The 25,799-nt window shown below is 61.4% G+C and carries 25 protein-coding genes and 1 pseudogene; 9 read left to right on the top strand and 17 right to left on the bottom strand.

Going from position 1 to position 25,799, the window contains the following annotated elements; translation table 11 throughout:
• Window positions 1-32: 32 nt before the first annotated feature.
• From EN885_RS00760 to EN885_RS00775, 4 genes are all read left to right on the top strand, one after another.
• Window positions 33-1,229: an ABC transporter substrate-binding protein gene (locus EN885_RS00760; protein WP_095486285.1), complete on the top strand. Its 1,197-nt coding sequence runs from the start codon at window positions 33-35 to the stop codon at window positions 1,227-1,229.
• A gap of 69 nt (window positions 1,230-1,298) precedes the next feature.
• Complete coding sequence (locus tag EN885_RS00765) at window positions 1,299-2,186, top strand: branched-chain amino acid ABC transporter permease (protein WP_126103119.1); 888 nt, start codon at window positions 1,299-1,301, stop codon at window positions 2,184-2,186.
• A 59-nt stretch (window positions 2,187-2,245) separates the two neighbouring features.
• Window positions 2,246-3,169 carry a branched-chain amino acid ABC transporter permease gene (locus EN885_RS00770; protein WP_245458253.1) on the top strand — a complete coding sequence of 308 codons (924 nt, stop codon included), beginning with the start codon at window positions 2,246-2,248 and terminating at the stop codon, window positions 3,167-3,169.
• 250 nt (window positions 3,170-3,419) lie between these two features.
• Window positions 3,420-4,325, top strand: coding sequence for a lipid kinase (locus EN885_RS00775; RefSeq protein ID WP_128241517.1), 906 nt, complete (start codon window positions 3,420-3,422; stop codon window positions 4,323-4,325).
• A 117-nt stretch (window positions 4,326-4,442) separates the two neighbouring features.
• Here the strand turns inward: EN885_RS00775 and EN885_RS00780 are convergent, their stop codons facing one another.
• From EN885_RS00780 to EN885_RS00800, 5 genes are read right to left on the bottom strand one after another with little or no spacing between them, the layout of a single operon-like run.
• Window positions 4,443-5,180 (bottom strand): ABC transporter ATP-binding protein, encoded by a 738-nt coding sequence (locus tag EN885_RS00780; protein ID WP_128241518.1) that lies wholly within the window; start codon window positions 5,178-5,180, stop codon window positions 4,443-4,445.
• Window positions 5,177-6,022, bottom strand: a complete 846-nt coding sequence (locus EN885_RS00785) for an ABC transporter ATP-binding protein (RefSeq protein ID WP_128241519.1) — start codon at window positions 6,020-6,022, stop codon at window positions 5,177-5,179. Before EN885_RS00785 ends, EN885_RS00780 begins: the two co-directional genes overlap by 4 nt.
• The gene (locus EN885_RS00790; protein ID WP_128241520.1) at window positions 6,009-6,911 is read right to left on the bottom strand and encodes an ABC transporter permease; all 903 of its coding nucleotides are present in this window, start codon (window positions 6,909-6,911) and stop codon (window positions 6,009-6,011) included. The genes EN885_RS00785 and EN885_RS00790 overlap by 14 nt, the downstream gene beginning before the upstream one ends.
• Window positions 6,908-7,936, bottom strand: coding sequence for an ABC transporter permease (locus tag EN885_RS00795; RefSeq protein ID WP_128241521.1), 1,029 nt, complete (start codon window positions 7,934-7,936; stop codon window positions 6,908-6,910). Before EN885_RS00795 ends, EN885_RS00790 begins: the two co-directional genes overlap by 4 nt.
• Window positions 7,937-7,956: 20 nt before the next feature.
• Window positions 7,957-9,552, bottom strand: coding sequence for an ABC transporter substrate-binding protein (locus EN885_RS00800; RefSeq protein WP_128241522.1), 1,596 nt, complete (start codon window positions 9,550-9,552; stop codon window positions 7,957-7,959).
• A gap of 136 nt (window positions 9,553-9,688) precedes the next feature.
• Between EN885_RS00800 and EN885_RS00805 the strand changes: the two genes are divergently transcribed.
• Entirely contained in the window at window positions 9,689-10,390 is a 702-nt protein-coding gene (locus EN885_RS00805) for a FadR/GntR family transcriptional regulator (RefSeq protein WP_128241523.1), read from the top strand.
• 65 nt (window positions 10,391-10,455) lie between these two features.
• On the top strand, window positions 10,456-11,436 hold the full coding sequence (locus EN885_RS00810) for a mannonate dehydratase (RefSeq protein ID WP_128241524.1): 981 nt from the start codon (window positions 10,456-10,458) through the stop codon (window positions 11,434-11,436).
• A 75-nt stretch (window positions 11,437-11,511) separates the two neighbouring features.
• On the opposite strand, the gene EN885_RS00815 is transcribed toward EN885_RS00810, so the two are convergent.
• From EN885_RS00815 to EN885_RS00825, 3 genes are read right to left on the bottom strand one after another with little or no spacing between them, the layout of a single operon-like run.
• Window positions 11,512-12,297, bottom strand: a complete 786-nt coding sequence (locus EN885_RS00815; protein ID WP_128241525.1) for an ABC transporter ATP-binding protein — start codon at window positions 12,295-12,297, stop codon at window positions 11,512-11,514.
• Window positions 12,291-13,358: an iron ABC transporter permease gene (locus EN885_RS00820; protein ID WP_128241526.1), complete on the bottom strand. Its 1,068-nt coding sequence runs from the start codon at window positions 13,356-13,358 to the stop codon at window positions 12,291-12,293. The genes EN885_RS00815 and EN885_RS00820 overlap by 7 nt, the downstream gene beginning before the upstream one ends.
• Window positions 13,348-14,430 carry an ABC transporter substrate-binding protein gene (locus EN885_RS00825; RefSeq protein ID WP_245492987.1) on the bottom strand — a complete coding sequence of 361 codons (1,083 nt, stop codon included), beginning with the start codon at window positions 14,428-14,430 and terminating at the stop codon, window positions 13,348-13,350. The genes EN885_RS00820 and EN885_RS00825 overlap by 11 nt, the downstream gene beginning before the upstream one ends.
• 161 nt (window positions 14,431-14,591) lie before the next feature.
• Here EN885_RS00825 and EN885_RS00830 point away from each other — a divergent pair, with 161 nt between their 5' ends.
• Entirely contained in the window at window positions 14,592-15,380 is a 789-nt protein-coding gene (locus tag EN885_RS00830) for a class I SAM-dependent methyltransferase (RefSeq protein ID WP_128241528.1), read from the top strand.
• Window positions 15,381-15,771: 391 nt separating this feature from the next.
• Here EN885_RS00830 and EN885_RS00835 read toward each other — a convergent pair whose 3' ends face one another.
• Both EN885_RS00835 and EN885_RS00840 read right to left on the bottom strand, forming a co-directional pair.
• Complete coding sequence (locus tag EN885_RS00835; RefSeq protein WP_128241529.1) at window positions 15,772-17,097, bottom strand: type II toxin-antitoxin system HipA family toxin; 1,326 nt, start codon at window positions 17,095-17,097, stop codon at window positions 15,772-15,774.
• Window positions 17,097-17,351 carry a helix-turn-helix domain-containing protein gene (locus EN885_RS00840; RefSeq protein WP_095486276.1) on the bottom strand — a complete coding sequence of 85 codons (255 nt, stop codon included), beginning with the start codon at window positions 17,349-17,351 and terminating at the stop codon, window positions 17,097-17,099. The genes EN885_RS00835 and EN885_RS00840 overlap by 1 nt, the downstream gene beginning before the upstream one ends.
• Before the next feature lie 95 nt (window positions 17,352-17,446).
• On the opposite strand from EN885_RS00840, the gene EN885_RS00845 reads away from it, so the two are divergent.
• Together EN885_RS00845 and msuE are read left to right on the top strand one after the other, a co-directional pair.
• Entirely contained in the window at window positions 17,447-17,662 is a 216-nt protein-coding gene (locus EN885_RS00845) for a hypothetical protein (protein ID WP_128241530.1), read from the top strand.
• A 67-nt stretch (window positions 17,663-17,729) separates the two neighbouring features.
• Window positions 17,730-18,297, top strand: a pseudogene (gene msuE / locus EN885_RS00850) (FMN reductase).
• A 3-nt stretch (window positions 18,298-18,300) separates the two neighbouring features.
• On the opposite strand, the gene EN885_RS00855 reads toward msuE, so the two are convergent.
• The 7 genes from EN885_RS00855 to EN885_RS00885 all read right to left on the bottom strand — a co-directional run bounded on the left by EN885_RS00855 (window position 18,301) and on the right by EN885_RS00885 (window position 25,733).
• Window positions 18,301-19,626, bottom strand: a complete 1,326-nt coding sequence (locus EN885_RS00855) for an LLM class flavin-dependent oxidoreductase (RefSeq protein WP_128241531.1) — start codon at window positions 19,624-19,626, stop codon at window positions 18,301-18,303.
• 78 nt (window positions 19,627-19,704) lie between these two features.
• Window positions 19,705-20,088, bottom strand: coding sequence for a ferredoxin family protein (locus tag EN885_RS00860; protein WP_128241532.1), 384 nt, complete (start codon window positions 20,086-20,088; stop codon window positions 19,705-19,707).
• Complete coding sequence (locus EN885_RS00865) at window positions 20,085-21,674, bottom strand: FAD-binding protein (protein WP_128241533.1); 1,590 nt, start codon at window positions 21,672-21,674, stop codon at window positions 20,085-20,087. The genes EN885_RS00860 and EN885_RS00865 overlap by 4 nt, the downstream gene beginning before the upstream one ends.
• A gap of 12 nt (window positions 21,675-21,686) precedes the next feature.
• Window positions 21,687-22,478, bottom strand: a complete 792-nt coding sequence (locus EN885_RS00870) for an ABC transporter ATP-binding protein (RefSeq protein ID WP_128241534.1) — start codon at window positions 22,476-22,478, stop codon at window positions 21,687-21,689.
• On the bottom strand, window positions 22,451-23,338 hold the full coding sequence (locus EN885_RS00875) for an ABC transporter permease subunit (protein ID WP_128241535.1): 888 nt from the start codon (window positions 23,336-23,338) through the stop codon (window positions 22,451-22,453). Before EN885_RS00875 ends, EN885_RS00870 begins: the two co-directional genes overlap by 28 nt.
• A 24-nt stretch (window positions 23,339-23,362) precedes the next feature.
• The gene (locus EN885_RS00880) at window positions 23,363-24,340 is read right to left on the bottom strand and encodes an ABC transporter substrate-binding protein (protein WP_128241536.1); all 978 of its coding nucleotides are present in this window, start codon (window positions 24,338-24,340) and stop codon (window positions 23,363-23,365) included.
• A gap of 55 nt (window positions 24,341-24,395) precedes the next feature.
• Window positions 24,396-25,733, bottom strand: a complete 1,338-nt coding sequence (locus EN885_RS00885; protein WP_128241537.1) for an LLM class flavin-dependent oxidoreductase — start codon at window positions 25,731-25,733, stop codon at window positions 24,396-24,398.
• Window positions 25,734-25,799: the final 66 nt, after the last annotated feature.

A 25,799-nucleotide genomic window follows, 5' to 3' on the forward strand; every position in this document is an offset into this window, starting at 1 on the left:
GCGCGTCGCGCCGCAATCGGAGGAGAGTAGTGATGAAAGCAACAGGGTTCATTCTGGCTTCACTGGCGAGCCTTTTGTCGGCCGGCGCAGCCTACGCCACGGATGTCAAGATCGGCGTTCTGAATGACCGTTCCGGCATCTATGCAGACATCGCCGGCGAAGGCTCGGTCATCGCGGCCCAGATGGCGGCGGAAGACTTCAAGGCGACCGACAAGGGCATCAACGTATCGATCGTCTCCGCGGACCACCAGAACAAGCCGGACGTCGGCTCGAACATCGCCCGCCAGTGGTACGACACCGAAAATGTCGACGTGATCGCCGACGTGCCAACCTCGTCGGTGGCGCTCGCCGTCAACGAGATCACCAAGGAGAAGAACAAGATCTTCCTCGCCTCGGGTCCGGCCTCGTCCGACCTCACCGGCAAGGCCTGTTCGCCCAACACCGTCCACTGGACCTACGACACCTGGGCGCTTGCCAACGGCACGGGTTCGGCGATGGTCGCGCAGGGTGGCGATACATGGTTCTTCGTCACAGCCGACTATGCCTTCGGCCATGCGCTCGAGCGCGATACGTCGGCGGTCGTGGAAGCATCGGGCGGCAAGGTTCTCGGCGCCGTGCGTCATCCTTTCCCCGGCCAGGATTTCTCGTCCTTCCTGCTGCAGGCGCAAGGGTCGGGTGCCAAGGTCGTCGGTCTCGCCAATGCCGGCGGCGACACCATCAACGCGGTCAAGCAAGCGTCGGAATTCGGCATCACGCAGGGCGGCCAATCGCTCGCCGCCCTTTTGATGTTTATCAATGACGTGCATGCGCTGAGCCTCGAAGTGGCGCAAGGCCTCGTGCTCACCGGCGCATTCTACTGGGACAAGAATGATCAGACGCGTGAATTCTCTGCCCGCTTCCAGGAGCGGAACAGCGGACAGAAGCCTTCGATGATCGAGGCCGGAGTCTACGCTTCGGTGCTGCATTACCTTAAGGCCGTCGAGGCCGTCGGCGACAAGGATGCCGCCAAGGTGATGGCCAAGATGAAGGAAATGCCGACGGACGATCCGCTGTTTGGCAAGGGTACGATCCGCGCGGACGGGCGCAAGCTGCACGAGATGTACCTGTTCCGCGTCAAGAAGCCGGACCAATCGAAGGGGGCATGGGATTATTTCGAGACCGTGGCCACCATTCCGGCCGACAAGGCGTTCCGCCCGCTCGCCGACGGCGGCTGTCCGCTCGTCAAATAAGCGGGCCTCGCCAACGACGCGCCGAACCGCTCGGCGCGTCCTCTCGTCGACAAGTCAACTGGAGCGACCATGTTCGAACTCCTTGGAATTCCGCCACAGGTCCTGTTCGGCCAATTGCTGCTCGGGCTGATCAATGGGTCCTTCTATGCGGTTTTGAGCCTCGGGCTGGCGGTCATCTTCGGTCTCTTGAACATCATCAATTTCACGCATGGTGCGCAGTACATGCTGGGCGCCTTCGGCGCCTGGATGCTGCTCAACTATCTCGGCGTCAGTTACTGGTGGGCTGTGTTCATCGTTCCGCCGATCGTCGGCCTGACCGGCATCGTGCTCGAGCGCGTGTTGATCCGACGGCTCTATCACCTCGACCATCTCTACGGGCTGCTGCTCACTTTCGGCTTGGCGCTGATCATCGTCGGCTTCTTCCGCCAGTTTTTCGGCGTATCTGGCCTGCCCTACCCGCCGCCGCCGCTTCTAACGGGCGGGCACAATCTCGGCTTCATGTACCTGCCCAATTCGCGCGCCTGGGTGATTGTGGCTTCACTTATCGTGTGCCTCGCGACCTGGTTCATCATCGAAAAGACCCGACTTGGCGCCTATCTCAGGGCAGCGACCGAGAACCCGACCATGGTCGGTGCGTTCGGCATCAACGTGCCGCTGCTGGTCACGCTCACATATGGTTTCGGCGTCGCGCTCGCCGGTTTCGCCGGCGTGCTCGCCGCACCGATATACGCAGTCAATCCGAACATGGGCGCAGACCTGATCATCGTCGTCTTCGCCGTCGTCGTCATCGGCGGCATGGGCTCGATCCTTGGCTCGATCCTCACCGGCTTCGGGCTTGGGCTGATCGAAGGTCTGACCCGCGTGTTCTATCCGGAAGGCTCGGCCGTGGTGATTTTTGTCATCATGGCGCTGGTGCTGCTGATCAAGCCCGCCGGCCTGTTTGGGCGGAGCGCGTGATGGTAACCGACACCAACCCGATTGCCATGACGGCCGTCACGTCCGTTGGCGCCGCCGGCATGCCACGCCATCACCTTGCGATCTTCGCCGCGCTTTTCGTCTTCCTCATCGCCGCGCCTTTTCTGTTCTATCCGATCTTTGTCATGAAGGTGCTGTGCTTCGCGCTGTTTGCCTGCGCCTTCAACCTGTTGCTCGGCTATGGCGGGCTCCTATCCTTTGGCCACGCTGCCTATTTCGGCATGGCGAGCTACGTCTCGGCCCATGCGGCAAAGGTGTGGGGTTTGACGCCCGAACTTGCCATTATCGCGGGCACGTTGGTGGCAGCCGTGCTCGGTCTCGCCATCGGCTCCCTCGCCATTCGCCGCCACGGCATCTATTTCGCCATGGTGACGCTGGCTTTTGCGCAGATGGTCTATTTCTTCTCGCTGCAGGCGGCGTTTACCGGCGGTGAGGACGGCATCCAGGCCGTCCCGCGCGGCTATTTGTTTGGGCTGATCGACCTGCGCTCAAACGAATTGCTCTATTTCTTCGTGCTCGCCATCTTTTTCGCCGGCATATTGCTGATCTACCGGATCATCCATTCGCCGTTTGGGCAGGTGTTGAAGGCGATCCGCGAGAACGAGCCCCGCGCGATATCGCTGGGCTATCGGGTCAACCGCTACAAGCTCACCGTATTCGTGCTGTCAGCCGCGCTCGCCGGCGTTGCCGGCGCAACCAAGGCGATCGTATTCCAATTGGCGTCACTTACCGACGTCTACTGGACCATGTCCGGCGAGGTCGTGCTGATGACGCTCTTGGGTGGCATGGGCACGGTGTTCGGACCTATCGTCGGCGCGGCAGTTATCGTCACGATGCAGAATTACCTCGCGACATTTGGCGACTGGGTCACGATCGCCCAGGGCACCATCTTCGTTGTCGCAGTGCTGTTGTTCCGGGAGGGCGTCGTTGGCATCCTGGCAAAATGGATCGGGAAACCGCTCTGAACAGGTCATGAAACCTAATTTCGATTGATCGACGGTCGCGATTGAGAAGTCGACCTACGAGGGATGTTCGAGCGTCAGGTTCGGCCAAGTTGGCCGCAGTGGATACGTGCACACAGCGTCCTCAACTGTGCCGATTCCTCATCGGATGTGACAACCAGCAATTCGGGCTGTTACGAAAATTCAACTCTGGGTCTTCCCAGGCGCGCCTGTTGGCGTCGTAATCCGCAGGCAAGCACCCTATCTACGCCGCATGAACGAAATCACGACCAGACGCGCGCTTCTGCTCGTCAATTCAAAGGCGCGACGCGGGCAGGAATCTATGGCACCGGTCGTCGAGCGGCTGCAGGCCGGTGGGCTTCGCGTCACCGTCGAGACGTTTGAGGCGCTGCCCGAGATAGCACGCGACATCGTGCGCCTTCGCCATAGGGCCGACCTTGTGATCGTGTGCGGCGGCGATGGCTCGGTGTCCTCGGCGGCGGTCGCGGCCATGGAAAGCGGGCTGCCTATGGGCATCATTCCGATGGGGACGGCGAACGATCTGGCGCGCACCCTCGAAATACCGTTGGATCTGCTGAAGGCCGCTGACGTGATCGTACAGGGCGGAAGGCGTCTTATCGATGTCGGGACCGTCAATGGTCACGCTTTCTTCAACGTTGCGAGCATCGGCATCAGCACCGACCTTGCCCAGGGTCTCGACCCGGCGCTGAAGAAGCGTTTCGGCAGGTTTGGCTATGCCTTGGCTGCTATGAAAGTGTTGACCAAGGCTGGCCACTTCGAAGCAAGGATTACCGAAAAGGGCGTAACGACCGAAGTCGAGACCTACCAGATAGCGGTCGGCAACGGCCGGCACTATGGCGGCGGCAACGTCGTTGAGGAGACGGCGGAGATCGATGACGGCCATCTCGATCTGTACAGCCTGGAAATGACGAATCTCTGGAAAATGGCGCTTATGCTGCGCTCGTTCCGCTCAGGCACACACGGCGCCTGGAGCGAGGTTCGCACGGCCAGATGCGTCGAGTTCGACATCGAGACGAAAAGGCCGATGCCGGTGAACACTGACGGTGAGATCGTCACCTCGACCCCGGCGCATTTCAAGGTCCACCCCAAAGCGATTTCGGTCTTCGCGCCTGCCGCCGCGCGCCAAAATGCTTCGTGATGCGGTCAGCGCAAATAGCGGGTAGACTGGCGATCAAGCGAGCGTCGAATAAACGCAACCGCCTGCGGCCGACACTACGTGGCGTCCGGCACCCGATCCGTTAGGGCCGATCTCCGCCTAAAGAAAGCTCGCCTCGAAGAGCTCGCGAGAATATGCCGCATGCGTGACGCCGTCCAAGATGTCCACCTTCGTGAGCTCGTCCACGAAGACGCCGTTCTGCATGACGAGAACCCGGTCGCACATGTGGCCGATGACGGACAGGTCGTGGCTGACCAGCACGTAGGTAAGGTTCCGTTCCTCGCGCTGGTCTGCAAGCAGGTTCAGCACTTCTGCCTGGATGGAGACGTCGAGCGCGGAGGTCGGCTCATCCAGCAGAAGTATTGGCGGCGAAAGGATCAATGCCCTAGCGATAGCCACCCGCTGACGCTGACCTCCCGAAAGTTCGTGCGGAAAGCGGTTCGCAAAATGGGCCGGCAATCCGACCTGTTTCAGAGCCTGCGAAACCCTGGACCACTCGTCGCCTGTCCCCATTGCGCGGATCGGTTCGGCAAGCGCTGTGCCGATCCGGTGGCGTGGATGTAATGAGCCATAGGGATCCTGGAATACCATCTGTGCCAGCTTCAGCTCATCGCGCGTCCGAATGCTGCCGACCGGCTTGCCGTTGAAGGCCACCGAGCCGGTCCAGCCTGCCTCGAGCCCGGCCAGCGAGCGCAGCACCGTCGATTTTCCGCAACCCGACTCGCCAACGATGCCAAGCGTTTCGCTGCGAGCAACATTAAAGCTCACGCCGCGCACAACGTGATTGCGGGCCTCCTTGGTACCGTAGACGACCTCGAGGTTTTCAACTGTGATCACGGGGCGATCTCCGCGTCGATCGACGCCCGGTCCAGGACCTTAAGCCGCCGCACTGGATGCCGAGGATCAGGCATGGCCGCAATCAGACCGCGCGTATAGGGATGTTGAGCTTCTTCCAGATTGGTCAAGGTTTCAACCACGCGGCCGGAATACATCACCAGGATGCGCTCACAGAAGGCCGAGACCATGCGAATATCGTGACTGATGAGAATAAGGCCCGAATTGTTCTCACGAACCAGCTCATCCAGCAGCATCAGCACGTCCTTGCGGACGCTCACGTCGAGCGCCGATGTCGGCTCGTCAGCGATCACCAGCTTCGGCCGGGCGAGCAACATCATTGCGATCATGACGCGCTGGCCCATGCCACCGGAAATCTGGTGGGGATACAGCTTCAGAACCCGATCGGGATCCTGTATCCGGACACGCACCAGCATATCACGCGCCCGGGCAAGAGCATCCCTCCCCTTCATGCCGAGATGGAGCCTGGCCGCCTCAGCGATCTGTTTGCCGATCGTCAGCACGGGGTTCAATGAATAACGCGGATCCTGCATGATCAGCGCCAGTTCCTTGCCGCGTAGTCGGCCCATGTCCTTCTCGGTCCGGGCAAGCAGCGGCTCGCCGTTGAAGTCCATCCGCTTTGCCGCGACATTGGCACTTCCCGGCAGCAGGCGCATGATCGCGCGCCCGGCCGTCGACTTGCCGGACCCGGACTCTCCGACAATGCCAACGCGCTCACGGCCGACGTCAAAGCTCACATTAGATAACGCGTCGATCGAGTTGCGACCGAAGCGAACACTGAGGTCGCGGATGGACAGGACGGGGGACGTGTCAGGATCGTGCATGGCGCGGGTCCAGCAGATCACGCAGCGTATCGCCGGCGATATTGAAGGCAAGGCTCGTCAGCAAGATGGCGATACCGGGCATCACGGCAACCCACCAATAATCGAGCATGAATTTGCGGCCGCTGGAGATCATTGCTCCCCATTCCGGCAATGGCGGCTGGGCTCCGAGCCCGAGGAAGCCGAGGGACGCAGCCGTGAGGATGATGCCGGCCATGTTGAGTGTCAGCCGTACGATGACGGAAGGAATGCACATCGGTGCTATGTAGACGAACACGAGGCGAAGCGGCGATGCACCATAAAGCCGGGCAGCCGCCACGTAATCGGCATTGCGCACCACGAGCGCCTCGGCCCGCGCCAATCGGGCGATCGGCGGCCAGGCGGTCAACGATATCGCGATGATTGCGGTGCCGAGCCCGGCGCCCAGAGCCGCTGCAAAAGCCAGCGCAAGAATGAGAGAGGGGAAGGAAAGCACGATATCAGTCGCGCGCATCAGGATGGCATCGGTCCGTCCACCAAAAAAGCCGGCCGCCACGCCGATGATGAGGCCGATCGGTCCGACAATCAACGACACCGAGAGCACTGTCTGGATGGTGATCCGCGTTCCGTAGACAAGCCGGCTGAAGATATCACGGCCGAATTCATCGGTACCGGCAAGGTGCGTCAAGCTCGGCGGCTGCAGGGCATCACTCAATATCTGCCGAATTGGATCGTACGGCGCGATCAGCGGGGCGAAAGCGGCGACCACAACCAGCAGGGCGAGGATGGCAAAGCCGATCATGCCGAGCGGCTCGTCGCCGAGTTTGCGGATCACCCGACTGAAGGAAGCGAGAGCGCGGGACAGGAGCCCCGGAGGCTGGATCTCATGCGTGTTGTAAGGGGTATCGGTCATCGCGCGACCTCCCGTGTCCGTGGATCGAACAAGGCATAGGCGATGTCGGCCACGAAGTTCAAAAGCATGAAGATGAACCCGACGATAATAGTGGCGGCGAGAATGGCGTTCATATCGCCGATCATCAGGGCATTGGTCATATATTGGCCAATCCCCGGCCAGGAAAAGACGATTTCGGTCACCACGGCCCCTTCCAGCAGGTTGCCGTAAGAAATTGCCAGTACGGTAATCAGCTGCACGGCGATGTTGGGCAGGACATGGCTGATGATTGTTCGCGCCGGACCGACGCCCTTGGCGCGCGCCGCGATCACATAGTCCTGATTAAGCTGCTCCAACGTAAAGCTGCGGGTCATGCGAGTGATGTAGGCCATAGCCATGTAGGCCAGGATGGTTGCAGGCAGGATGATGTGGGATAGCGCATTCCAGAAGATATCCGGCTCGCCTTCCAAGAGGCTGTCGACGAGCATCAATCCAGTGGTTGGCTCGATGATCCCTTCGTAGAAGACATCCACTCTGCCTGGCCCGCCAACCCAGGACAGCCAGGCGTAAAACACTACCAGTCCGACGATGCCGAACCAGAAAACCGGGATCGAGTGGCCGATCAGCGCGAAGACCCGGGCGAACTTGTCGATAAAGGTATCGCGAAATAGTGCGGCGGCGAGGCCGAGCGGCACGCCGACGAGCATCGAGATGATAATGGCAAGGGTCGCCAGTTCGAGCGTTGCGGGAAAAGCTTGCGAAAGATCGCGGGACACGGCGTTACCCGTGAGGATCGCCGTCCCGAAGTCGCCCTGCACCAGCCCTTGCAGGTAGATGAAGAACTGCTGGTACAGCGGCAGATCCAGGCCCAACTTCACCCGCATCGCCTGATAAGCCGCGGGATCGGCGAGCTCGCCGACAATGGCGCCGACCGGGTCGGTGGGCATGACGCGCCCGATCACAAAGGTCACGCACAGCAAGATGAACAAGCTGACAACGAGTTGCAGGAGCCGTCGCGCCAATCCCCCTAGAGAAAGTTCCTTCATGATCGAACGCCTGTGCTGCTTTATTCGGCTTCGGTCTTTTTCACGCCCTCAAGACGTGTCGTCTGACTGGGATGCCCGACATAGTTCTGCACACGCGTGCTGACGACAATGGGTTCGAAGCGCTCGAACAGCGGCAGAACGGCCGGCTTCTGCGCCACGAACATATCCTGCATCTGAACATAGATCTCTCCGCGCTTCTTGGCGTCGGGCTCGAGTGACGCCTTTGCCGTCAGGGCCGTCAGTTCAGGAATGTCCCAGGCCGACCGCCAGACGAAATTGCCGGCATTGTTGGCTTCGCGCGAATTGTCGGGATTGCTGGAGAACTGCTCCATCGAGCCAAGCACGTTCTGCATGTAAGCGCCGGTCTGAGGGATAAGCAGATCGAAGTTACGGGCGCGGTGAGCAGCGATGATTTCGGAGCCGTTGCCTTGCTGGATATTCAGGGTGATGCCGATCTCGCCCAGCGAAGCCTGGATGGCGGTGGCAAGATCGATCCGCGGCGTCTGGGAGATGGTCTTCAGCGTCAGCGTGAAGCCATTTTCATACCCAGCCTCGGCCAAGAGAGACTTCGCCTTTGTCACATCCAAGTGCCAGTCCGGGCTCGGGATCGCATACTCAAAGTTTTCGGGCACTGGCACCGTGCGGGCCCGGCCATATGGGCCCATAATGGCCTTTTCCATGCCCTTGTAGTCGATGCCGTAGGCGATCGCTTCGCGCACCTTCGGGTTGGAAAGGGGTTCCTTGCCGGCATTCATTGAAAGGACATAAAAACCGCCAGTAGGAATGCGCTGGATTTCAAATCCTTCCTTGTCGGTGAACGTGGCGAGATCCGAAGCCGTAAGGGCGCTCGCAATATCCACGTCGCCGCGCTCGAGCATCAGCCGCTCTACCTGGCTTTCTGGGACATGGCGCACCACGACGCGCCGCATTTCCGGTTCGCCGCCCACATAGCCCTCATTGGCTTCAAGAATCACGATCTCGTTGGGCGTCCAACGGCTCAGCGTGAACGGACCGGAGCCGGCAGAATTCGTCCTTAGCCAGGCATTGCCCCAGTCACCGTTGGACTCATTGCTCTTCACCTGTTCACTGTCGACGACCGAGGCGATTACCATGGCAAGCCTGTAGAGCAGCAGCTCGGAGGTTACCTCGCCCGACAGCTCGATGCGGACGGTCTTTTCGTCCGGAGCCGTCACGAGAGTTTCGACATTGTCAGCATTGTAGCCGACACGCTTGAGGTTTGCGGCAGCAGCCTGGTCGAGTTTCAGCAGACGCGTCAGCGAATAGACGACGTCCGCGGAGGTCACGGGATTGCCGGAGGCGAACTCTGTTTCGCGCAGATGGAAGGTGATGCCCCTGTCGTCGATGTCCCAGCTCTGCGCGAGCTGCGGTGAAATTTTGCCTGAAGCATCCGTGGAAACTAGCCGATCATAGAGGTTGGCCATGATCTCGTTGGCTTTGGCTTCCGTTGCCTGATGCGGATCGAGCGATAGCACCTGCGCAAGCGAGGTCGCGATGACGAGCTGGTCGTCCGGCGTCTCGGCAAAGGCGACCGGAGAGGCCAAGGTCACTACGCGGATGGCACCGCTGATCAGCACTCGAGTGCAAAAATGCTTCATTGATCTTCTTCCTCCTTAAGATATCATTGGCAGCATCATATGTCGTTCGTATGTCGTAATATGATCTGGTGGGCTTGGCAACCGGTAGCAAGAGGTGCGCAGCCTCTCCAGTCGAAAATGTGAAGCGAGGGCGGGAATGAGACCGGCACGACAAAGACTGGCACAACAGGTAATCGATCACCTGCGCGAGGAAATCGAGACGGGAAGACTGAAGCATGGGGACCAACTGCCCACCGAGCCACAACTGGAGGCGACGTTCGGGGTAAGCCGCACCGTGGTTCGCGAGGCGATCGCGGATCTGCGCGCAGCTGGCTATGTCAAACCCATCCAGGGCAAAGGCGTCTTCGTTAGCAATCCACAGGCCCATCACAGCTTCAAACTCACTCCCACCGAAATCAACAACATACCCGCAACCCTGGAATTGCTGGAGTTTCGACTGGCAACGGAGGGCGAAGCGGCCGCGATAGCTGCCTATCGCCGGACGGCTGAACAGGAGAGCGCGATCCGCCTCGCAAACCGACGAATGGCGCAACTAATCGAGGAAGGTCTCCCGACAATCGATGCAGACTATGACTTCCACATGGCCATCGCAGTCGCCACGAACAACCGAATCTATGTGGACGTGTTCCGCCAGTTTGGCTCTCGCGCGATCCCGCGAGGTCAATTTCCTACTCTACCGGAAGCAACGGACAAGACCTACCTTGCCAAGGTTCATGCCGAACACGGCGCAATCCTTGCCGCCATTGCCGAGCAGGATCCGGATCGGGCGCGACAGGCAATGCGCGATCATATCATGGCCAGCCAGCGACGCTACCGGATGATGGCCGAGCAACAATAGTCTCTCGACAACCTGTTAAAGTCATATTATGTCATATGACTTTCTCCAATTTTGGGAGGCTGTTGGTGTATCTGGGAACTCAAATTAACGCGCGCGACGATGACGATTATAGGATCTTTGCCCAACTCGGTGTGACGCACATCTCGGCGGACCCGCCCGGAGCGCCGTCGAGTTGGACGTTTGACGACCTGGAGCGTCATCGCGATCATGTAGAGAGCTTCGGGCTCGTGCTTGACATGATCCAGCTTCCGCTCCCCTCCCAGCCGGTGGAGAAGGCCTCTTATCCCGACATCCTTCTTGCCGGCGCCGATCGTGACTGCCAGATCGATGCGGTCTGCAGGATGATCGAGAATTGCGCAAAGGTCGGCATCCCGGCAGCCAAATACAATTTGAACCTGATCGGCATTCCTCGCACTGAATTCGAACACGGCCGCGGCGGCTCGTTAAACGAAGCGTTCCGCTGGGAAAAGACCGATCAGCAGGTCGCTCCCGGCGCCGCTGGTGTACTTTCTGAAGACGAGAACTGGGAGCGCATCGACTATTTCCTGGAGCGCGTCGTGCCGGTGGCGGAGAGCAATCATGTCCGCCTCGCCTGCCACCCCCACGATCCGTACACGCCGCCCGGCTACAAGGGTGTTACCCGCGTGCTCGGCACTGTCGATGGCCTCAAGAAGTTCGTGCAGATGCGCGAGAACCCTTATCACGGCCTGAATTTCTGCCAGGGTACGATCGGCGAGATGCTCGACAATCCGCGCGAGGAGATCGACGACATCATTCGGTGGTTCGGCACCCGCGATAAGATCTTCAACCTGCACTTCCGCAACATCAGGGGGGGCAAGCTTTCATTCATGGAAACCTTCCCGGATGAAGGCGACATGGATATGGTGCGCTCGCTGAAGGTCTACCGCGACGTTGGTTACAAATATATGGTCATGCCGGACCATGTCCCAGGGATCAGCGGCCGCGACCCCACAGGCGTCGCATTCGCCTTCTGCTACGGCTACATCGCCGCGCTCATCCAGTCGCTCGAAGCAAATCATCTCTAGTCTAGTTGCGGCAATCGGAATGCCGATCACAGCCTTCCGCTTCGGCGATTCGACTTCAACCCTAAAGTTTGATGGCTAAGCTGCTATCGACGCAGCCGCTGCCGTTTCATCCGCAACGCCATCCACCATGACATGACCGATGCCACGCGAGCATCGCTCGACCCGCGCGTCGACGCGATAAACGTCACGCAAGAGCGCCGGCGTAACGACCTCTTCCGGCGTACCGCAGGCGATCATCCGGCCCTCGGCGATGACGATGCATTTGTCGGCGAAGCGCAGGGCCTGATTGAGGTCGTGAATTGCGATCAGCACGGCAATCCCGTGCTTGCGCGCAAGCCCGCGCATGAAGCTCAGCACCTCGACCTGCCGGTGCAAGTCGAGCGCGGACGTCGGCTCGTCCATCAGCAGGATTTCAGGTTCGCGGGCGAGGGTCTGGGCGATACTTACCACCTGCCTTTGCCCCCCGCTCAGTTCTCCGACATTGCGCAAGGCAATATCCGAGATGCTGAGCGCGGCCAGGATACTGTCTATGAGCGCGAGGTCGCCGTCACCGACCGACCAGGCCGAGCCCTGCTTGCGGGCGAGCAGGATCGATTCATAGACGGTCAGCACCGCGTTGGCTGCCGTATCCTGGGGCATGTAGCAGATGCCGTCCGGTCCCTTCGCCGCCCCCTCGAGGCAGACGCGGCCCGGGCCCTTCAAAAGTCCTGCGATGCGCTTGAAAAGCGTCGACTTGCCCGCTGCGTTGGGCCCAATGACGGCAACCACCTCGCCACCCCGAAAAGTGGGAGTTGAAACGTCCGAAAGGACGAGCCGCGCCCCGTGAAACGCTCCAAGACCATCGAGCCTGATCGTTACCATGAGCGCCTCACATTCGAGAGGATCAGCGAGATGAAGAAGGGAATGCCGACAAGCGAGGTGACGATGCCGATCGGAAAGATCGTGCCTGGAATGAGCGATTTGCTGGCAACCGAGCTCGCCGAGAGGATGAGGGCGCCAGCAAGCGCGGAAGCGGGGAGGAAAAAGCGCTGATCTTCTCCAATCAGCATGCGGGCGATGTGCGGGCCGACCAACCCGATGAAGCCGATCGTGCCGACAAAGGCGACGGGAATGGCGGCGAGCAGGCTCACCATCATCATGGTTTCGAGCCTCAGCCGTGCGACCTTGACGCCAAAACTCGCGGCCTTGTCTTCGCCTAGCCGCAGCGCCGTCAGCGCCCAGGCGCGGCGCGCGAATATCGGAAGCGTTGCGAGAAGGATGAGGCTGGTGACAATGAGCTTGGGCCAGGTGGCCTTGGTGAGGCTTCCCATCGTCCAGAACACGACCGCGGCGAGCGCCTGCTCTGAGGAAAGATACTGGACGAGCGACAGCAGCGCATTGAAGGTGAAGACGAGCGCGATGCCAAGAAGCACGATGGTTTCGACGGTCACGCCGCGCTTGAGACTCAGCAGGTGGATGACGAGCGCGGTCAGCATCGCAACCACGAAGGCGTTGAGCGGCACGACATATTCGATCGCAGCAGGGATGAGCGCGACGCCGAAGGCGAGCGCGAGTGCTGCACCGAAGCTGGCTGCCGCCGAAATGCCCAGCGTGAACGGGCTGGCGAGCGGATTGTTGAGGATGGTCTGCATCTGAGCGCCGGCGACCGACAGTGCTGCGCCCACGACCACCGCCATCAGCGCGATGGGAAGCCGGATTTCCCACAGCACCACTCGCACCTGAAGCGGCACGCTGCCCGGAGAAACGAGGGCGAGCACCACCTGGTCGAGGCTGTAGCTGGCAGGGCCGAGGGCGAGGTCGATGCAAAGGCTCATGAGCAGCGCCAAGACGAGACCTGCGAGGATAAGCTGCTTGCACAGGACGAGGGCGCGGTAGAGGCCGCGCCCTTCCTTGGCCGATAATGCCGCTGGTTCACTGCTCATTGGAGAGCGAGACCCAATGGCCAGGCCTGTACTCGACCGGCAGGAACTTCTCGTGCAACTCCTTGAAGGTGGCCTCGGCGTCCAGATCGGCGAACAGGTCAGGGTGCAGCCACTTGGCCATCTGCTGGATGGCGACGAACTGATAGGGGCTGTTGTAGAACTGGTGCCAGATGGCGTGGACTTGATCGTTTTCCACCGCCTTCACGCCGGTTAGCGCGGGCCGTTCTGTTAGACCCTTAAGCTTCTTCAGTGCTTCCGCCTCGTCCGCGCCGGGACCGACGCCGACCCATTTGCCGCCTGGCACATACGCCTCCCAGTTACCGCCCGTCACAATCACCTGGTCGGGATCGCTTGCGATGATCTGTTCGGGGTTGAGCGCGCCAAACGTGCCCGGGATCAGGTCCGCCGCGATATTCTGGCCGCCGGCCATCTCCACGAACTTGCCGAAATTGTCGTTGCCGAAGCTCATGCAGCAATCGTCGGAATAGCCTCCGGCGCGCTCGATGAAGACGGTCGGGCGCTTGGGATCATTCTTTGCGATAACATCGGTGACCCGCGCGATCTGGGCCGCGCGGTAGGCGATGAACGCCTCGGCCCGCTCCTCCTGGCCAAAGAGCTTGCCGAAGAGGCGCATGCTCGGCTCAGTGTTGATGAAGGGATGCTCGCGGAAATCGACATAGACCACCGGGATGCCGACGGCGGCGAGCTTTTCGATGTATTGCGCGTCTTCGGTTGCCTGCTTGGACTCGATATTCATGATCATCACGTCCGGCTGAAGCGCGATGGCCTGCTCGATGTCGAAGGTGCCGTCCTTGAAACCGCCAAAGGTCGGGATCGTGGCCATCGAGGGGAATTTTTCCAGATAGACAGCGTAATTGTCGGGATCGGCCTGCGAGAAATCCTCGCGCCAGCCGACGATCCGCTTGAAGGGATTGTCGGTATCGAGCGCGGCAATCAGGTAGATCTGCCGGCCTTCGCCGAGGATGACCTTCTCGACCGGCGTCTTCACCTCGACCTTGCGGCCACTAATGTCGGTGACGGTTTCGGCGCGCGCGCCGAGGGTAAGCGGCATGAAGGCCGCGAGGGCGACCGCGGCCGCAAATATCGACTTCAAAATCATTGTGCTCTCGTGATTTAGTTTGCCGCCACGGCTTAGAAAACATGAGTTGTGTAATCAAGAATTATCTTTTAGAGCAATTCCAATGTACGGCTTTGGGGAGAGCGTTTCGGGCAATGACGGCTCACGCAAACTATACGCTGCGCGACGAAATTCGGGACTACTGGTCCGACCGCGCCGAGACGTTCGACCTGCAGGTCGGCCACGAGATTTTTTCCGAGCGCGAGCGCGCTGCCTGGCATGCGCTCATAAGCAGGCACCTTGGGCAAGGCGCCGGGCGGGCGTCTCTGGATCTCGCCTGTGGGACAGGCGTTATCTCGCATCTGATGCACGATCTCGGCTTTGTGGTGACAGGCCTCGACTGGTCGGAAGCCATGCTCGCCAAGGCGCGCGCCAAGGCACAAAGCCGCGGCGCCGATATCCGCTTCATCGTGAGGGATGCCGAACGGACGCTCGAGGACAAGGCGAGCTACGATGTCATCGTCACCCGTCATCTCGTCTGGACGCTGCTGGATCCGAAGGCGGCCTTTGCCGAATGGTTCTCGCTGCTGAGGCCCGGCGGCAAGTTGCTGGTCATCGACGGGGATTTTGTCAGCCGCAACTGGGCGATGGGCTTGCGGGAAGTTTGGGAGAAGCTCACAACCGGCAAGTCGCGGGTCGCGGACAATGAGTGCACCGCCATGGCCAGACGCCACAAACACATTCTTGCCCGCGTCTATTTCTCAGGCGGCGCACGGGCGGGAGAGATAGTGCGCTTGCTGGCCGAAGCCGGGTTCGATCAGACCGCCGTCGACTGGAAACTGGGCGCGATCCATCGCGCTCAGGCTCGACAGATGAGTTGGCCCAAGGCGATCGAACGCGCCACCCAACACCGCTTCGCGATCTGCGCGACAAAGCCGCAGTAAACTCCTCGGCGCTGCCGGCGCCGGTCGCTCCATGCCTGCTTCGTTTGAAGCCGTCCGTCGCCTCAAAGGAGCGGGGCGACGGCACGACAACGAATAGCTGCCGGTCTGCTTTAGCTCAGATGACAGTGCCTTCGCGGCAGCGCAGATCAGCGACGGCATCGGCCGGGTTTGTGCGGGTACTAAGCGCATATTGGACGATGCACTCCTGACCGTAGTCAGTGTCGATCACCAGGGTCAGAGCCCCTTTTCGGGTATCGGAAATACGCGAGAATTCCAGTTTAAGTGCCGGGCCATCATCTTCCCAGGGGCATGTTTTTCATCGAATTCGGGGCGCTTGTCCCAGATCAGAGAGCCCCAGCCAAGGATTGCTATGCGCGGGCGTTGCCCCAACTCAGACATGAGAAGCCTCCAGAGAATTTGCTACGAGCTGGCTGCGGTGCTTGATGGCCGCCACGGTCGAGGTCACAAGCTGATCGGGGAAGCTACCGGGCAGCGACCCGACAACAGCTTGTACTTGCCGATCGGCATTGGCTTCAATGTCTTCAAAAATCGCCCGCATCGCCGGAGTGCCGACACCAGCGATATCTGCCGTCTGCATGAAATGTCGTGGCACGATGTCACTGATGGCATAGTGGCGATTTGTTCCGACGGACATCGCAAGTTTGAATTTCTTGCGTTGAATTTGGCTCTGGTCGAGGCTCGGCTGCGCTGTCAGCACATCGTACAGCGGTGTCATGCGATAGCGCCCGCCGGGACCGAGGAAAATGCTGAAATTTTTTGCATGCCCATCGGTCGCGCCGAGCAGCCAGAATATGATGCTCGCACGCATGAACGTCGTGATGTCGGCATCAGGCGTGTCGCTGCCTTTGAGCAGATTGATGATCTCGCGCATACCGGGACCACCATCAGACTGGTACTTTTTTGTCGGCGGGGTCGATAGCGCCTGGCAGATGTCTTCCTGCGGCAGTCGCAGCAGTCGCCCATCTCTTGCCCAAAGGCGATCGAAGCGTTCGACGATCAGTGTGCGGCGTTCCCCGAAATCGGCGATTTCAACGGGGGGTGTTGGGATACCAAACGAATGCAGCAGTCTGAGGCATAGATATTCGTTCTCGACGCTGTTGGAGAGGTCGATGCCATTGGGAAGCTGCCCAATCTGCGGTTTGAGGATGTGGGTGGTTGCCGTCGTTCCTGTCGGCTTGAACCATTGGCCGTCCTTACGCAGCAGCGCGGTTTTTTCCTGAGCGCCGGGGATCGAGATTCGGAAATCTTCGTCTTCGCCCATGCCGAGGGGTGCTGCCGCGAGGTTCTTGATAATGTCGGCAATCTCGTCGTCAGTGATCGGTTTGCCGTCGGTGTCGCCGGCGGTCCCGGGCTCGACGCCATCTGGCAGAAACTGGAGTGCGCCGACGCAATCATGACCGAGGGCCGTCAGCAGGCTGAAGGCGTCTGTGCCGTCTGCGCCAACGCGTTCGGCGACGCGCTTTCGGATGAGGTCGCTGTCAGGCAACAGGTTGTCGAACACATTGATGACGGGGGTGCCAATATACCGATCCTCGCGCAAGGGCAGCGACAGTGACACTGGGAATGTGCCGCGCCAGTTCAGCCAGTCGCGTCCGTACTGGAAGTCGATAGCACCTGTCGCCGCACGGCGCAGGACGCCGACATGGCGGCTGTTCAGAAAGACATTGAGAGGAGCGTGAGCGCGTTTCCGTGCCATCAGAACAGGTCCTCGATATCGGCGGCACTGCCTTGGGTGCGTGGCCGGACGACCAGTTCAAGGTTCAGAGCCGAAAGCGCTTCCATTAAAGTGCGCAGCTGGACAGCGGGCTCTCCGGCTTCCAGACGTGAGACAGTGCCCTGGCGCAGATGGATTTGTTCGCCTAGAGCCCCCTGGCTCAGCCGTGCCTGTTTTCGAGCGCGGCGCAGGATGGCGCCGAGCTGTTTTTCTGTGCGGGCGATCTGATCGGTCATAGCAGTCCTCCACACATCAATATACGCGAGGGCGTATAAACTGCCATATACGCGTTCGCGTTTAAAATTTTGATATACGCGAAGGCGTATAAAATATGAAAATACGCGTTTGCGTATGGTGCAACCAGTTGATCAATCCTGGGAAGCTTGCCGATGAAGCGAAGACGCATGGGGAACGCAAGCGGCAGCGCTACGCAGATGACGAAGAGGTCGCCGCGCCGAGCGTTATTACGCTGAACGGCGTCGGCGCGGCTCATGCCTGCAACGACTTCCTGTCCTTCATTATGGGCTTGTCCGCGCCTACTATCTGAGCTTCGCGGACTGGGCGACGGACGAAAGCTGCCCGGTCGTAGTGGACCTGCAAACCCCGTGACCGACATGACAAACCCCACCGTCGTCGGCTTCTCAGGCAATCTCACACGGCCGTTCCAAGACGCGCGGTTTCGTCGAGCATTTCGTCAGAGAGATTGCGCATCGGCACGGTCTTGCGGCGGTGACCTTTGATCTGGACGATGTCGGTACCTCGCTCGGGACGGCACGTTGGGCGCGCGACCTCGACGACACAGGCCGAAAGGTGCTCGACGCGGTCGTCACGGCCGAAGTGCTCGTTGTCGGCTCGCCGATCTACAAGGGCAGCTACACCGGCCTGTTCAAGCATTTCTTCGACCTTGTCGATCCGGCTGTGCTGCGCGGCAAGCCCGTGCTTCTGACCGCGACCGGTGGCGGCGAGCGGCACGCGCTGATGGTCGAGCACCAGCTAAGACCGCTCTTTGCCTTCTTCGAGGCGCTCGTCTTGCCGACCGCCGTCTACGCGACGGACAAGGACTTTCTGGATGGTGCGCTTGCCTCTGAGGCCATTCGCAAGCGAGGCGAACAGGCGATCGACGATGCGAGCTCTCTCCTGATCTCCCGCCGACGCGGCGTCGAGCGCGCGTCTTCAACCTGACGGCTAGTCGAAAAACCGGTTCCTGGGACGCGCCAGACCGAGATTTTCGCGGAGCGTCGACCCCTCATATTCGCGTCGGAACAGCCCGCGCCGTTGCAATTCCGGCACCACCTTTTCGATGAAGTCGTCAAGGCCGGCAGGAAGATGGGGGAACATGACGTTGAAGCCGTCGGAGCCGTCGCTGAAAAGCCATTCTTCCATCTCATCGGCGATAGTCTTGGCGGTCCCCACGAAGGCAAGGCCAGAATAACCGCCCAGCCGTTGCGCCAACTGCCGGACCGTCAGATTCTCGGCTCGAGCCAGCTCGATGACACGCTCGCGACCGCTCTTGCTCGCGTTGGTTTCGGGAATGTCCGGCAGAGGCTGGTCCGGAACGAAGCCTGACGCGTCATGACCGAGCGCGATGGACAGCGAAGCGATGCCGCTTTCATAATAGACCAGGCTATCGAGCGTGGCGCGCTTGGCACAGGCTTCCTCGACGGTGTCGCCCACGATCACGAACGCGCCGGGCAGGATCTTGATGTCGTCGCGTGATCTCCCGAGTTTTTCGGCACGTCCCTTCACATCCGCGAAGAAGCGCTGCCCGGCCGAGAGATCGGCATGGGCCGCGAATATGACCTCGGCCGTCTCGGCGGCAAACTGCCGTCCCGCCTCCGATGCGCCCGCCTGGACGATCACCGGCCAGCCTTGGGGCGGCCGGGCGATGTTCAGCGGCCCGCGCACCGACAGTTGCGGCCCTTTGTGGTTGAGGACATGCAATCTAGCCGGATCGAAATAGAGCCCGGTTTGCTGATCGCGAACGAATGCGTCGTCCGCGAAACTGTCCCAGAGACCGGTCACGACGTCGTAGAACTCGCGGGCGCGGCGATAGCGTTCGCCGTGCTCGACGTGATCATCCAGCCCGAAATTTAGCGCGGCGTCAGGATTCGACGTCGTCACGATGTTCCAGCCAGCCCGTCCGCCGCTGATGTGGTCCAGCGACGCAAAGCGTCGGGCGACATGGTAGGGCGCATCGAAGGTCGTCGAGGCGGTGGCGACCAGCCCGATGTGGTCGGTGACCGCCGCTAACGCTGACAGCAACGTGAATGGCTCGAACGAGGTGACGGTGTGGCTCCGTTTCAGGGCTTCGACCGGCATGTTGAGCACGGCTAGATGATCCGCCATGAAGAACGCGTCGAACTTGGCGGCTTCAAGCGTTTGCGCGAAACGCTTCAGGTGAGCGAAGTTGAAGTTCGCATCTGGGAAGGCGCCGGGGAAGCGCCAGGCACCCGTATGGAGACTGACGGGGCGCATGAACGCGCCTAATCGCAACTGCCGTTTCTGTGTCATGGAAATGAGGTCCCGGAGAAAGTGACCGAGTGCCGGCCACCGAGGATGCCGCGTGTCGCTATCTTCACTGCCTGACAGCTAGCCTCCTTCCACGCGTTTCGTCGCCGCTTCGGCGATCGCCATATCCCTCGCGCGCAGGAAGACGCTCTCCATCCGCCAGTGCTCGTTGGGATAGCGAGGATCGTCCGCCCATTCGTCCCAGCCATGATTGCGGCGGAACTCGCCGAGCAGGCCGGAGGCAAGGATTGCGTTCTTGTCGACCGGCGTCGGGTTTTCGCAGTCGGGCGCGACATAGATCGCGTCTGCCCGGCAATAGAGCTCGCACATAAAGCAGGTCTGGCAGTCCTCTTGCCGAGCGATGCGCGGCACATCGCCGGAAATCGCTTCAAGCACGTTGGTCGGGCAGATTTCGACGCAAGCGTTGCAGCCCGTACAACGCTCGGCGATGACGAGTTCGATCATGATGCAAGTTCCAGTGCATGGCCGTAGTCCGACGCCGTCCAGACCTTGTCCAGCCCGCCGACGAGAATGCGTCGGTTGAAGCGGGGGTCCATTTCCGGCCTGTCATCGCGCTGGTGCATGCCGCGACTTTCCTCGCGGGCCAAGGCGGACGCGGCGCACCAGCGTGCCGTCGCCAGCATCGCCGCGGTTTCACGTGTCCTCAAGAGCGCGTCGCCAGCGCCTTGGGCATGTGCATCGAATTCCGCCCAAGCGTCGTCAAGAATTTCGGCCGAACGTTTCAATGTTTCGCCGCTGCGGAAGATGTTCTTGTCGTAGGCCAGCATCTCGCCCTGGATGGTGGACAGTGTCGTACCGAGATCGACGTCGCGTCGCGCGGAGGCCGGACGGAGGCCAGCTTGCCCGATGGCGCGCCCGCCGGACTGAGAGCCGTTGGCGGCGGCATGGCGTGCCGCTCCCGCTCCGGCCCATTGGCCGGACGAAACCGCCCAGGCCGAATTGATGTTGCCGCCGCCCGAAATAGCACCGGCCACAAGTTCGCGCGTCGCCGCGTCGCCTGCCGCATAGAGACCGGGAACCGAGGTCTGGCAATCATCGCCAACGACCCGCAGGCCGCCGATGCCACGGACTGTGCCTTCGCCGTGCAGCGTCACCTCGAAGCGACCCTTGTACGGATCGATGCCCCAGCGCCGGAACGGCAGCATGAAGTTCGGCGAAATCGTCGGCACGCGCGCACGGATGTCCTCCGGCGTGCGGGCGAGGTCGCAAAAGACGCGCCCCTTGAGCATGGCCCTGGCCAGCGGGCGCGTCGTTTCAGGCCCCGGCGGCATCGCGATGACCGCGCCGTCCGCGTCGTAATAGGTGGCGAAGGCGTAGGACATGGAGCGCGTCATGGTCGAGCGCACCGGTGCGACGGTATAATAGGTAGTGAACTCCATGCCTGAGAGCTCGGCGCCAGCCTCCGCCGCCAAGAGATAACCATCGCCGGTGTTGGTGTGCGAGCCGAGCAGGCGCGACAGGAACGAGGTACCGCCCGTAGCGAGCACGACCGCGCCGGCGTTCACCTGCCAGTCGCCACCCGCCTGCCGCCTGATGCCGCGCGCGCCAGACACCGACCCGTCGGACCGCTGCAGCAACTCCAGGGCCGGGCTGTGATCGAGAACGGTGACGCCGAGGCTGTCGACCAGCTTGCGCAAGGCGCGCATATATTCCGGGCCGCGCAGGGCGCGATGCTGCTTCACGCCGTTCTCATCCGTGGAGAACTTATAGAAGCCATCGAGCGTCGGAAGGCTCTCCCAAGTAAGCGACAGGATGCGCGCCATCCATTCCGGATCGTTGAGGCCCGCTCCTGTCTTTCTCCTGTTACGAATGGCCGTCTCGCGCAATTCGGAAGGGTGCGGCGGTATCCACCAATGGCCTGGCCCCGCAGTTGCGGTGACGCCGCTGGTGCCGCAATAGCCCTTGTCGGCGAGGATGACGGAAGCACCGGCGCGCCGCGCCGCCGAAGCAGCCCAGGTTCCGGCAAGCCCGCCGCCGATGATCAGCACGTCGGCGGACAGTTCGAGAGTCTCTCCGCTCGATCTGCTCATCGTCCAAGACCCTCAGGCATTGCCGTGAGTGCCATGGCGCACACCCAGCCAGTCGAGAAGGCTGCCGCGTATCCTGGCGAAAACCGGATCGGCGACGTCGCGCGGACGCTCCAGGTCGATGCGTTCCTCATGCGCGATGACCCCGTCCTTCATGACAAGGACCCGGTCAGCGAGAAGCACTGCCTCCTCCACGTCGTGGGTAACCAGGAGAATGGCGCAGCCATGCCGCTGCCAGAGCTCGCCGACTAGGTCCTGCGCCTTGATGCGGGTCAGCGCATCGAGCGCGGCAAAGGGTTCGTCGAGAAGCAGCAAGTCGGGTTCGCGCACCAGCGCCCGCGCCAGCGAGGTTCGCTGCGCCTCGCCGCCGGACAGCACCTTCGGCCACACGTCGGCCCGGTGGCCGATGCCGACCTCGTCGAGCGCGGCCAGCGCGCGCGCCCTGTCAGGCCTTCCTGGCAGGCCGAGCACGACGTTGCGCCACACCTTCTTCCACGGCATCAGGCGCGGCGCCTGAAAGGCGACAGCGCGGCGCACTGGCACTTCCACCTCACCGACGATTTCGCGATCGAGATCGGCGAGGATGCGCAAAAGCGTGCTCTTGCCGCAGCCGCTGGCGCCGAGCAGTGCCACAAACTCGCCAGGCGCGATGTCGACGTCGAGGCTCTTCAACACCTCGCGCTCGCCAAAGCGGCGCGTGAGGCCGCGAACCCTGACCGCGGGCAGAGGGGCTTTCGACCGTTTCGGGGTGGGCGGAGGCGCGACCGCCTCGCCCACGTTCAAGTTCCGCTGAAGGCTGGCCGCCATGCGAGGAATACCCTTTCGAGAGTGCGAACGGTGAAATCGACGCCGAGGCCGAGCAGGGCATAGACGACGAGGCATACGACGATGACATCGGTCTGGAACATCTCCCGCGCAGTGGCCATCAGATAGCCGATGCCGGCGGTAGCATTGATCTGCTCGCCGAAGACCAGTGCCAGCCAGGCGATGCCGAGCGAGTAGCGCAGGCCGACCAGCGCGCTCGGCAGCGCTCCTGGCAGCACGACGTGTCGGATCATGGCTGCCCGGGAGAGATCAAGAGTCCGCCCCGCCTCGATCAGCGTTGAATCGACGTTGCGGATGCCGGCATAGACGTTGAGGTAGAGCGGAAAGGCCGTGCCGAGCGCGATCAGCGCGATCTTCGGCGCCTCGCCGATGCCGAACCAGATGATCAGCAGCGGTATCAACGCCACGGCCGGCACCATGCGCAGCATCTGCATCGTGGCGTCGACCATATCCTCGCCGAGCCGAAACAGGCCGGCGACGACGGCCAGCGTCACGCCGATGGAACCGCCGATCGCCAGACCCGCCAGTGCGCGGCTGAGCGAGATCAGCATCGCATCCTGCAGTTCGCCGTTGTCGATGAGCTTGGCGGCGCTGCCGATCACGGTTGTCGGACCGGCAAGCACCTCGCTTGGCAGCACGCCGGTTTGCGACGCGACATGCCATAGCAGAACGAGGAGAACCGGACCCGACAAGCGCCGCAGCCAACGTGGCACCCTATGCCTGGCGGTCGATACCGGCTCGATGCGCTGCCGTGCCAACAGACCGTCCGGCTTGGCCGTCTGGTCCGCCGGCCGCCTCTCGACGGCGCCCGGCGCGATGGTGATCGTGGCGATCGAACTCATCGACCTGTTCCTTTCGGACCGCGTTCAGTTCGTCGGCAAGCCGCGATAGACATAGTCGGCAAGCTTGAGGTTGCCGCTCAGTACGCCGGCTTCCTTCCAGGTATCGAAGACGTTCTGAAGGGACGCGGCGAAGGCGTCGTCGGTCGGCTGCCTCACATAGGCGGCTTCATCCGGGTAGAGGCCCTCTATGGTCGCCTTGTCCTGCTTGGTGAAGACGGCATAGAAGTCGAGATAGGCATCTTTGTTCTTTTTCGACCAGTCGAATGCGCGCTCGATGCGGTCGGAGAAGTCTGCGATCGCGGCAACCTTGCCAGGATCGGCCAACGCATTGTCGGTGGCGCTCAGTACGAAGTTGCCGGTGTTGATGCCGGGACCATCGATCAGCACGGTTGCCTTCAACGTGCCGATCGAGCGCGCCTTGTAGATACCCCAGGTCCCCCAGGCGTCAATGCTTCCCGCCTGGAAGGCGGCACTGGCGTCGGAAGGATTGAGGAAGGCGAGCTTCACATCATCCTGGGTGAGTCCTGCTTTCTTCAGGACCCCGAGCACGAGATAGTGGGCGACGCTGCCGCGCGTCGTCGGCGAGATGGTCTTGCCCTTGAGATCCTCGATGGTCCGGATCGGGCTGCTCGCCGGAACGATCAGCGAACTGCCAAGGCCGCCATTCGAATAGTTGGCGACGACCTTGATCTTCGAGCCTCCGGCGATGGCGCTGACAGTCGGAGAATCGGCGGCCTGGCCAATGTCGATTGCATCCGCCTTCAACGCCTCATGCAGATTGACGGCGGCCGGATAGACCGACCACTCGATCTGATAGGGGATGTCGGCGAGCAAGCCGGCCGCCTCGAATTTAGCCTTGGTCGCACCGGTCTGGTCGCCAACGCGCAGAACGACCTTGCTGAGGTCTTCGGCTGCCAGAGCTGAGGGCTCGGAACCGAATACGACGACGGCAGCGAGTCCGCCGAGAAGGAGACCGAATGTACGTCGATTGAGCGTTTTCATAGGAGGTTCACTTTCAGCTTGTGAGAGGGGCTTCGGTTGAAAAGCGCGGGAAAGGTTACTCGGCGGCGACGGCTTCGTGGCGCCCGGCATGGCGATTGGGCGGCACCGGAATGCCGAGATTGCCGCGGAACGTCTCGCTTTCGTATTCAGTTCGGTAGATGCCGCGCTTCTGCAAAATCGGGACGACGGCCTCGACGAAGACTTCGAATTCCCTCGGCAACGACACATTGAAGACGAAGCCGTCGGAGCCGCGCTCCTCCAGCCAGCGCTCAAATGCGTCAGCGACCTGCTCCGGCGTGCCGACAAATTCCGTGCGCGGCGTCGCGAAACGCAGCGCCACTTGGCGAAGCGTCAGGTTTTCCCGCTCAGCAGTCTCCAAAATCTTGCGCGAGGTGCTCTGGTTGCTGTTTGCGCCATGGGCCGACACATCCGGGAACGGCGCGTCGAGGTCGCGCTGCAGGAAATCGTAGTCGTTGAACGGACGGCCGAGCATCGACAGCGCGTTCTCGATTGAGGTCAGACCGGCAAAATCCTGGTATTTGCGCTCGGCCTCTTCCTCAGTCGATCCGATCACAGGGCGAATTCCTGGCAGGATGAGGAGCTTGTCGGGATCGCGCCCGAAGCCGGCCGCCCGCTTCTTGGTGTCGCGATAATAGGCCTTGCCCTCCTCCAGGTTTTCGTGGTGGACAAAGATCGCGTCGGCGCGGCTCGAGGCAAAATTCTTGCCGTCCTCGGAAGCGCCGGCCTGGAAGATCACCGGCTGGCCCTGCGCCGAACGGGCTATGTTGAGCGGACCCTTGACCTGAAAAAACTCGCCCTTGTGGTTGAGGGCATGAAGCTTGGCCGGATCGAAGAATACGCCACTCTTCTTGTCGTGGACGAGAGCGTCGTCCTCCCAGGAATCCCACAGGCCCTGCACGACGTCGAGGTGTTCGGCGGCGAGCCGGTAGCGCGTATCATGCGCAAGATGCGAAGCCTTGCTGAAATTGGCGGCGCTCCCCTCAAGCCACGACGTCACCACGTTCCAGCCGGCACGGCCGCCGCTGATATGGTCGAGAGAAGCGAACTGGCGCGCGACATTGAAGGGCTCGCTGTAGCTGGCGGTCAGCGTGGCGACGAGACCGATATGGGAGGTGGCGCCGGCCAGTGCGGACAAGATGGTCAGCGGCTCGAAGCGGTTGAGATAATGCGGGCTGGATTTTTCGGTGATGAAGACACTGTCGGCGACGAACAGGAAATCGAACTTCGCGGCCTCGGCGAGTTGAGCCTGCTTCCTGTAGTAGGCGAAATTCGTGCTGGCTGTCGGGTCGGCGTCGGGATGACGCCAGTCACCCCACCCCATGCCGACGCCGTGGAGCATGAAGCCGAGTTTCAGCTGACGTTTTTGAGGCATGATGGACTCCCTGGCTGTGACCACAGGCGCGACCGAAAGACCTTTTCGTCTCTGGCCGACTTCCAT

This window comes from Mesorhizobium sp. M6A.T.Cr.TU.014.01.1.1 (assembly GCF_004022765.1).
Lineage (GTDB): Bacteria > Pseudomonadota > Alphaproteobacteria > Rhizobiales > Rhizobiaceae > Mesorhizobium > Mesorhizobium mediterraneum.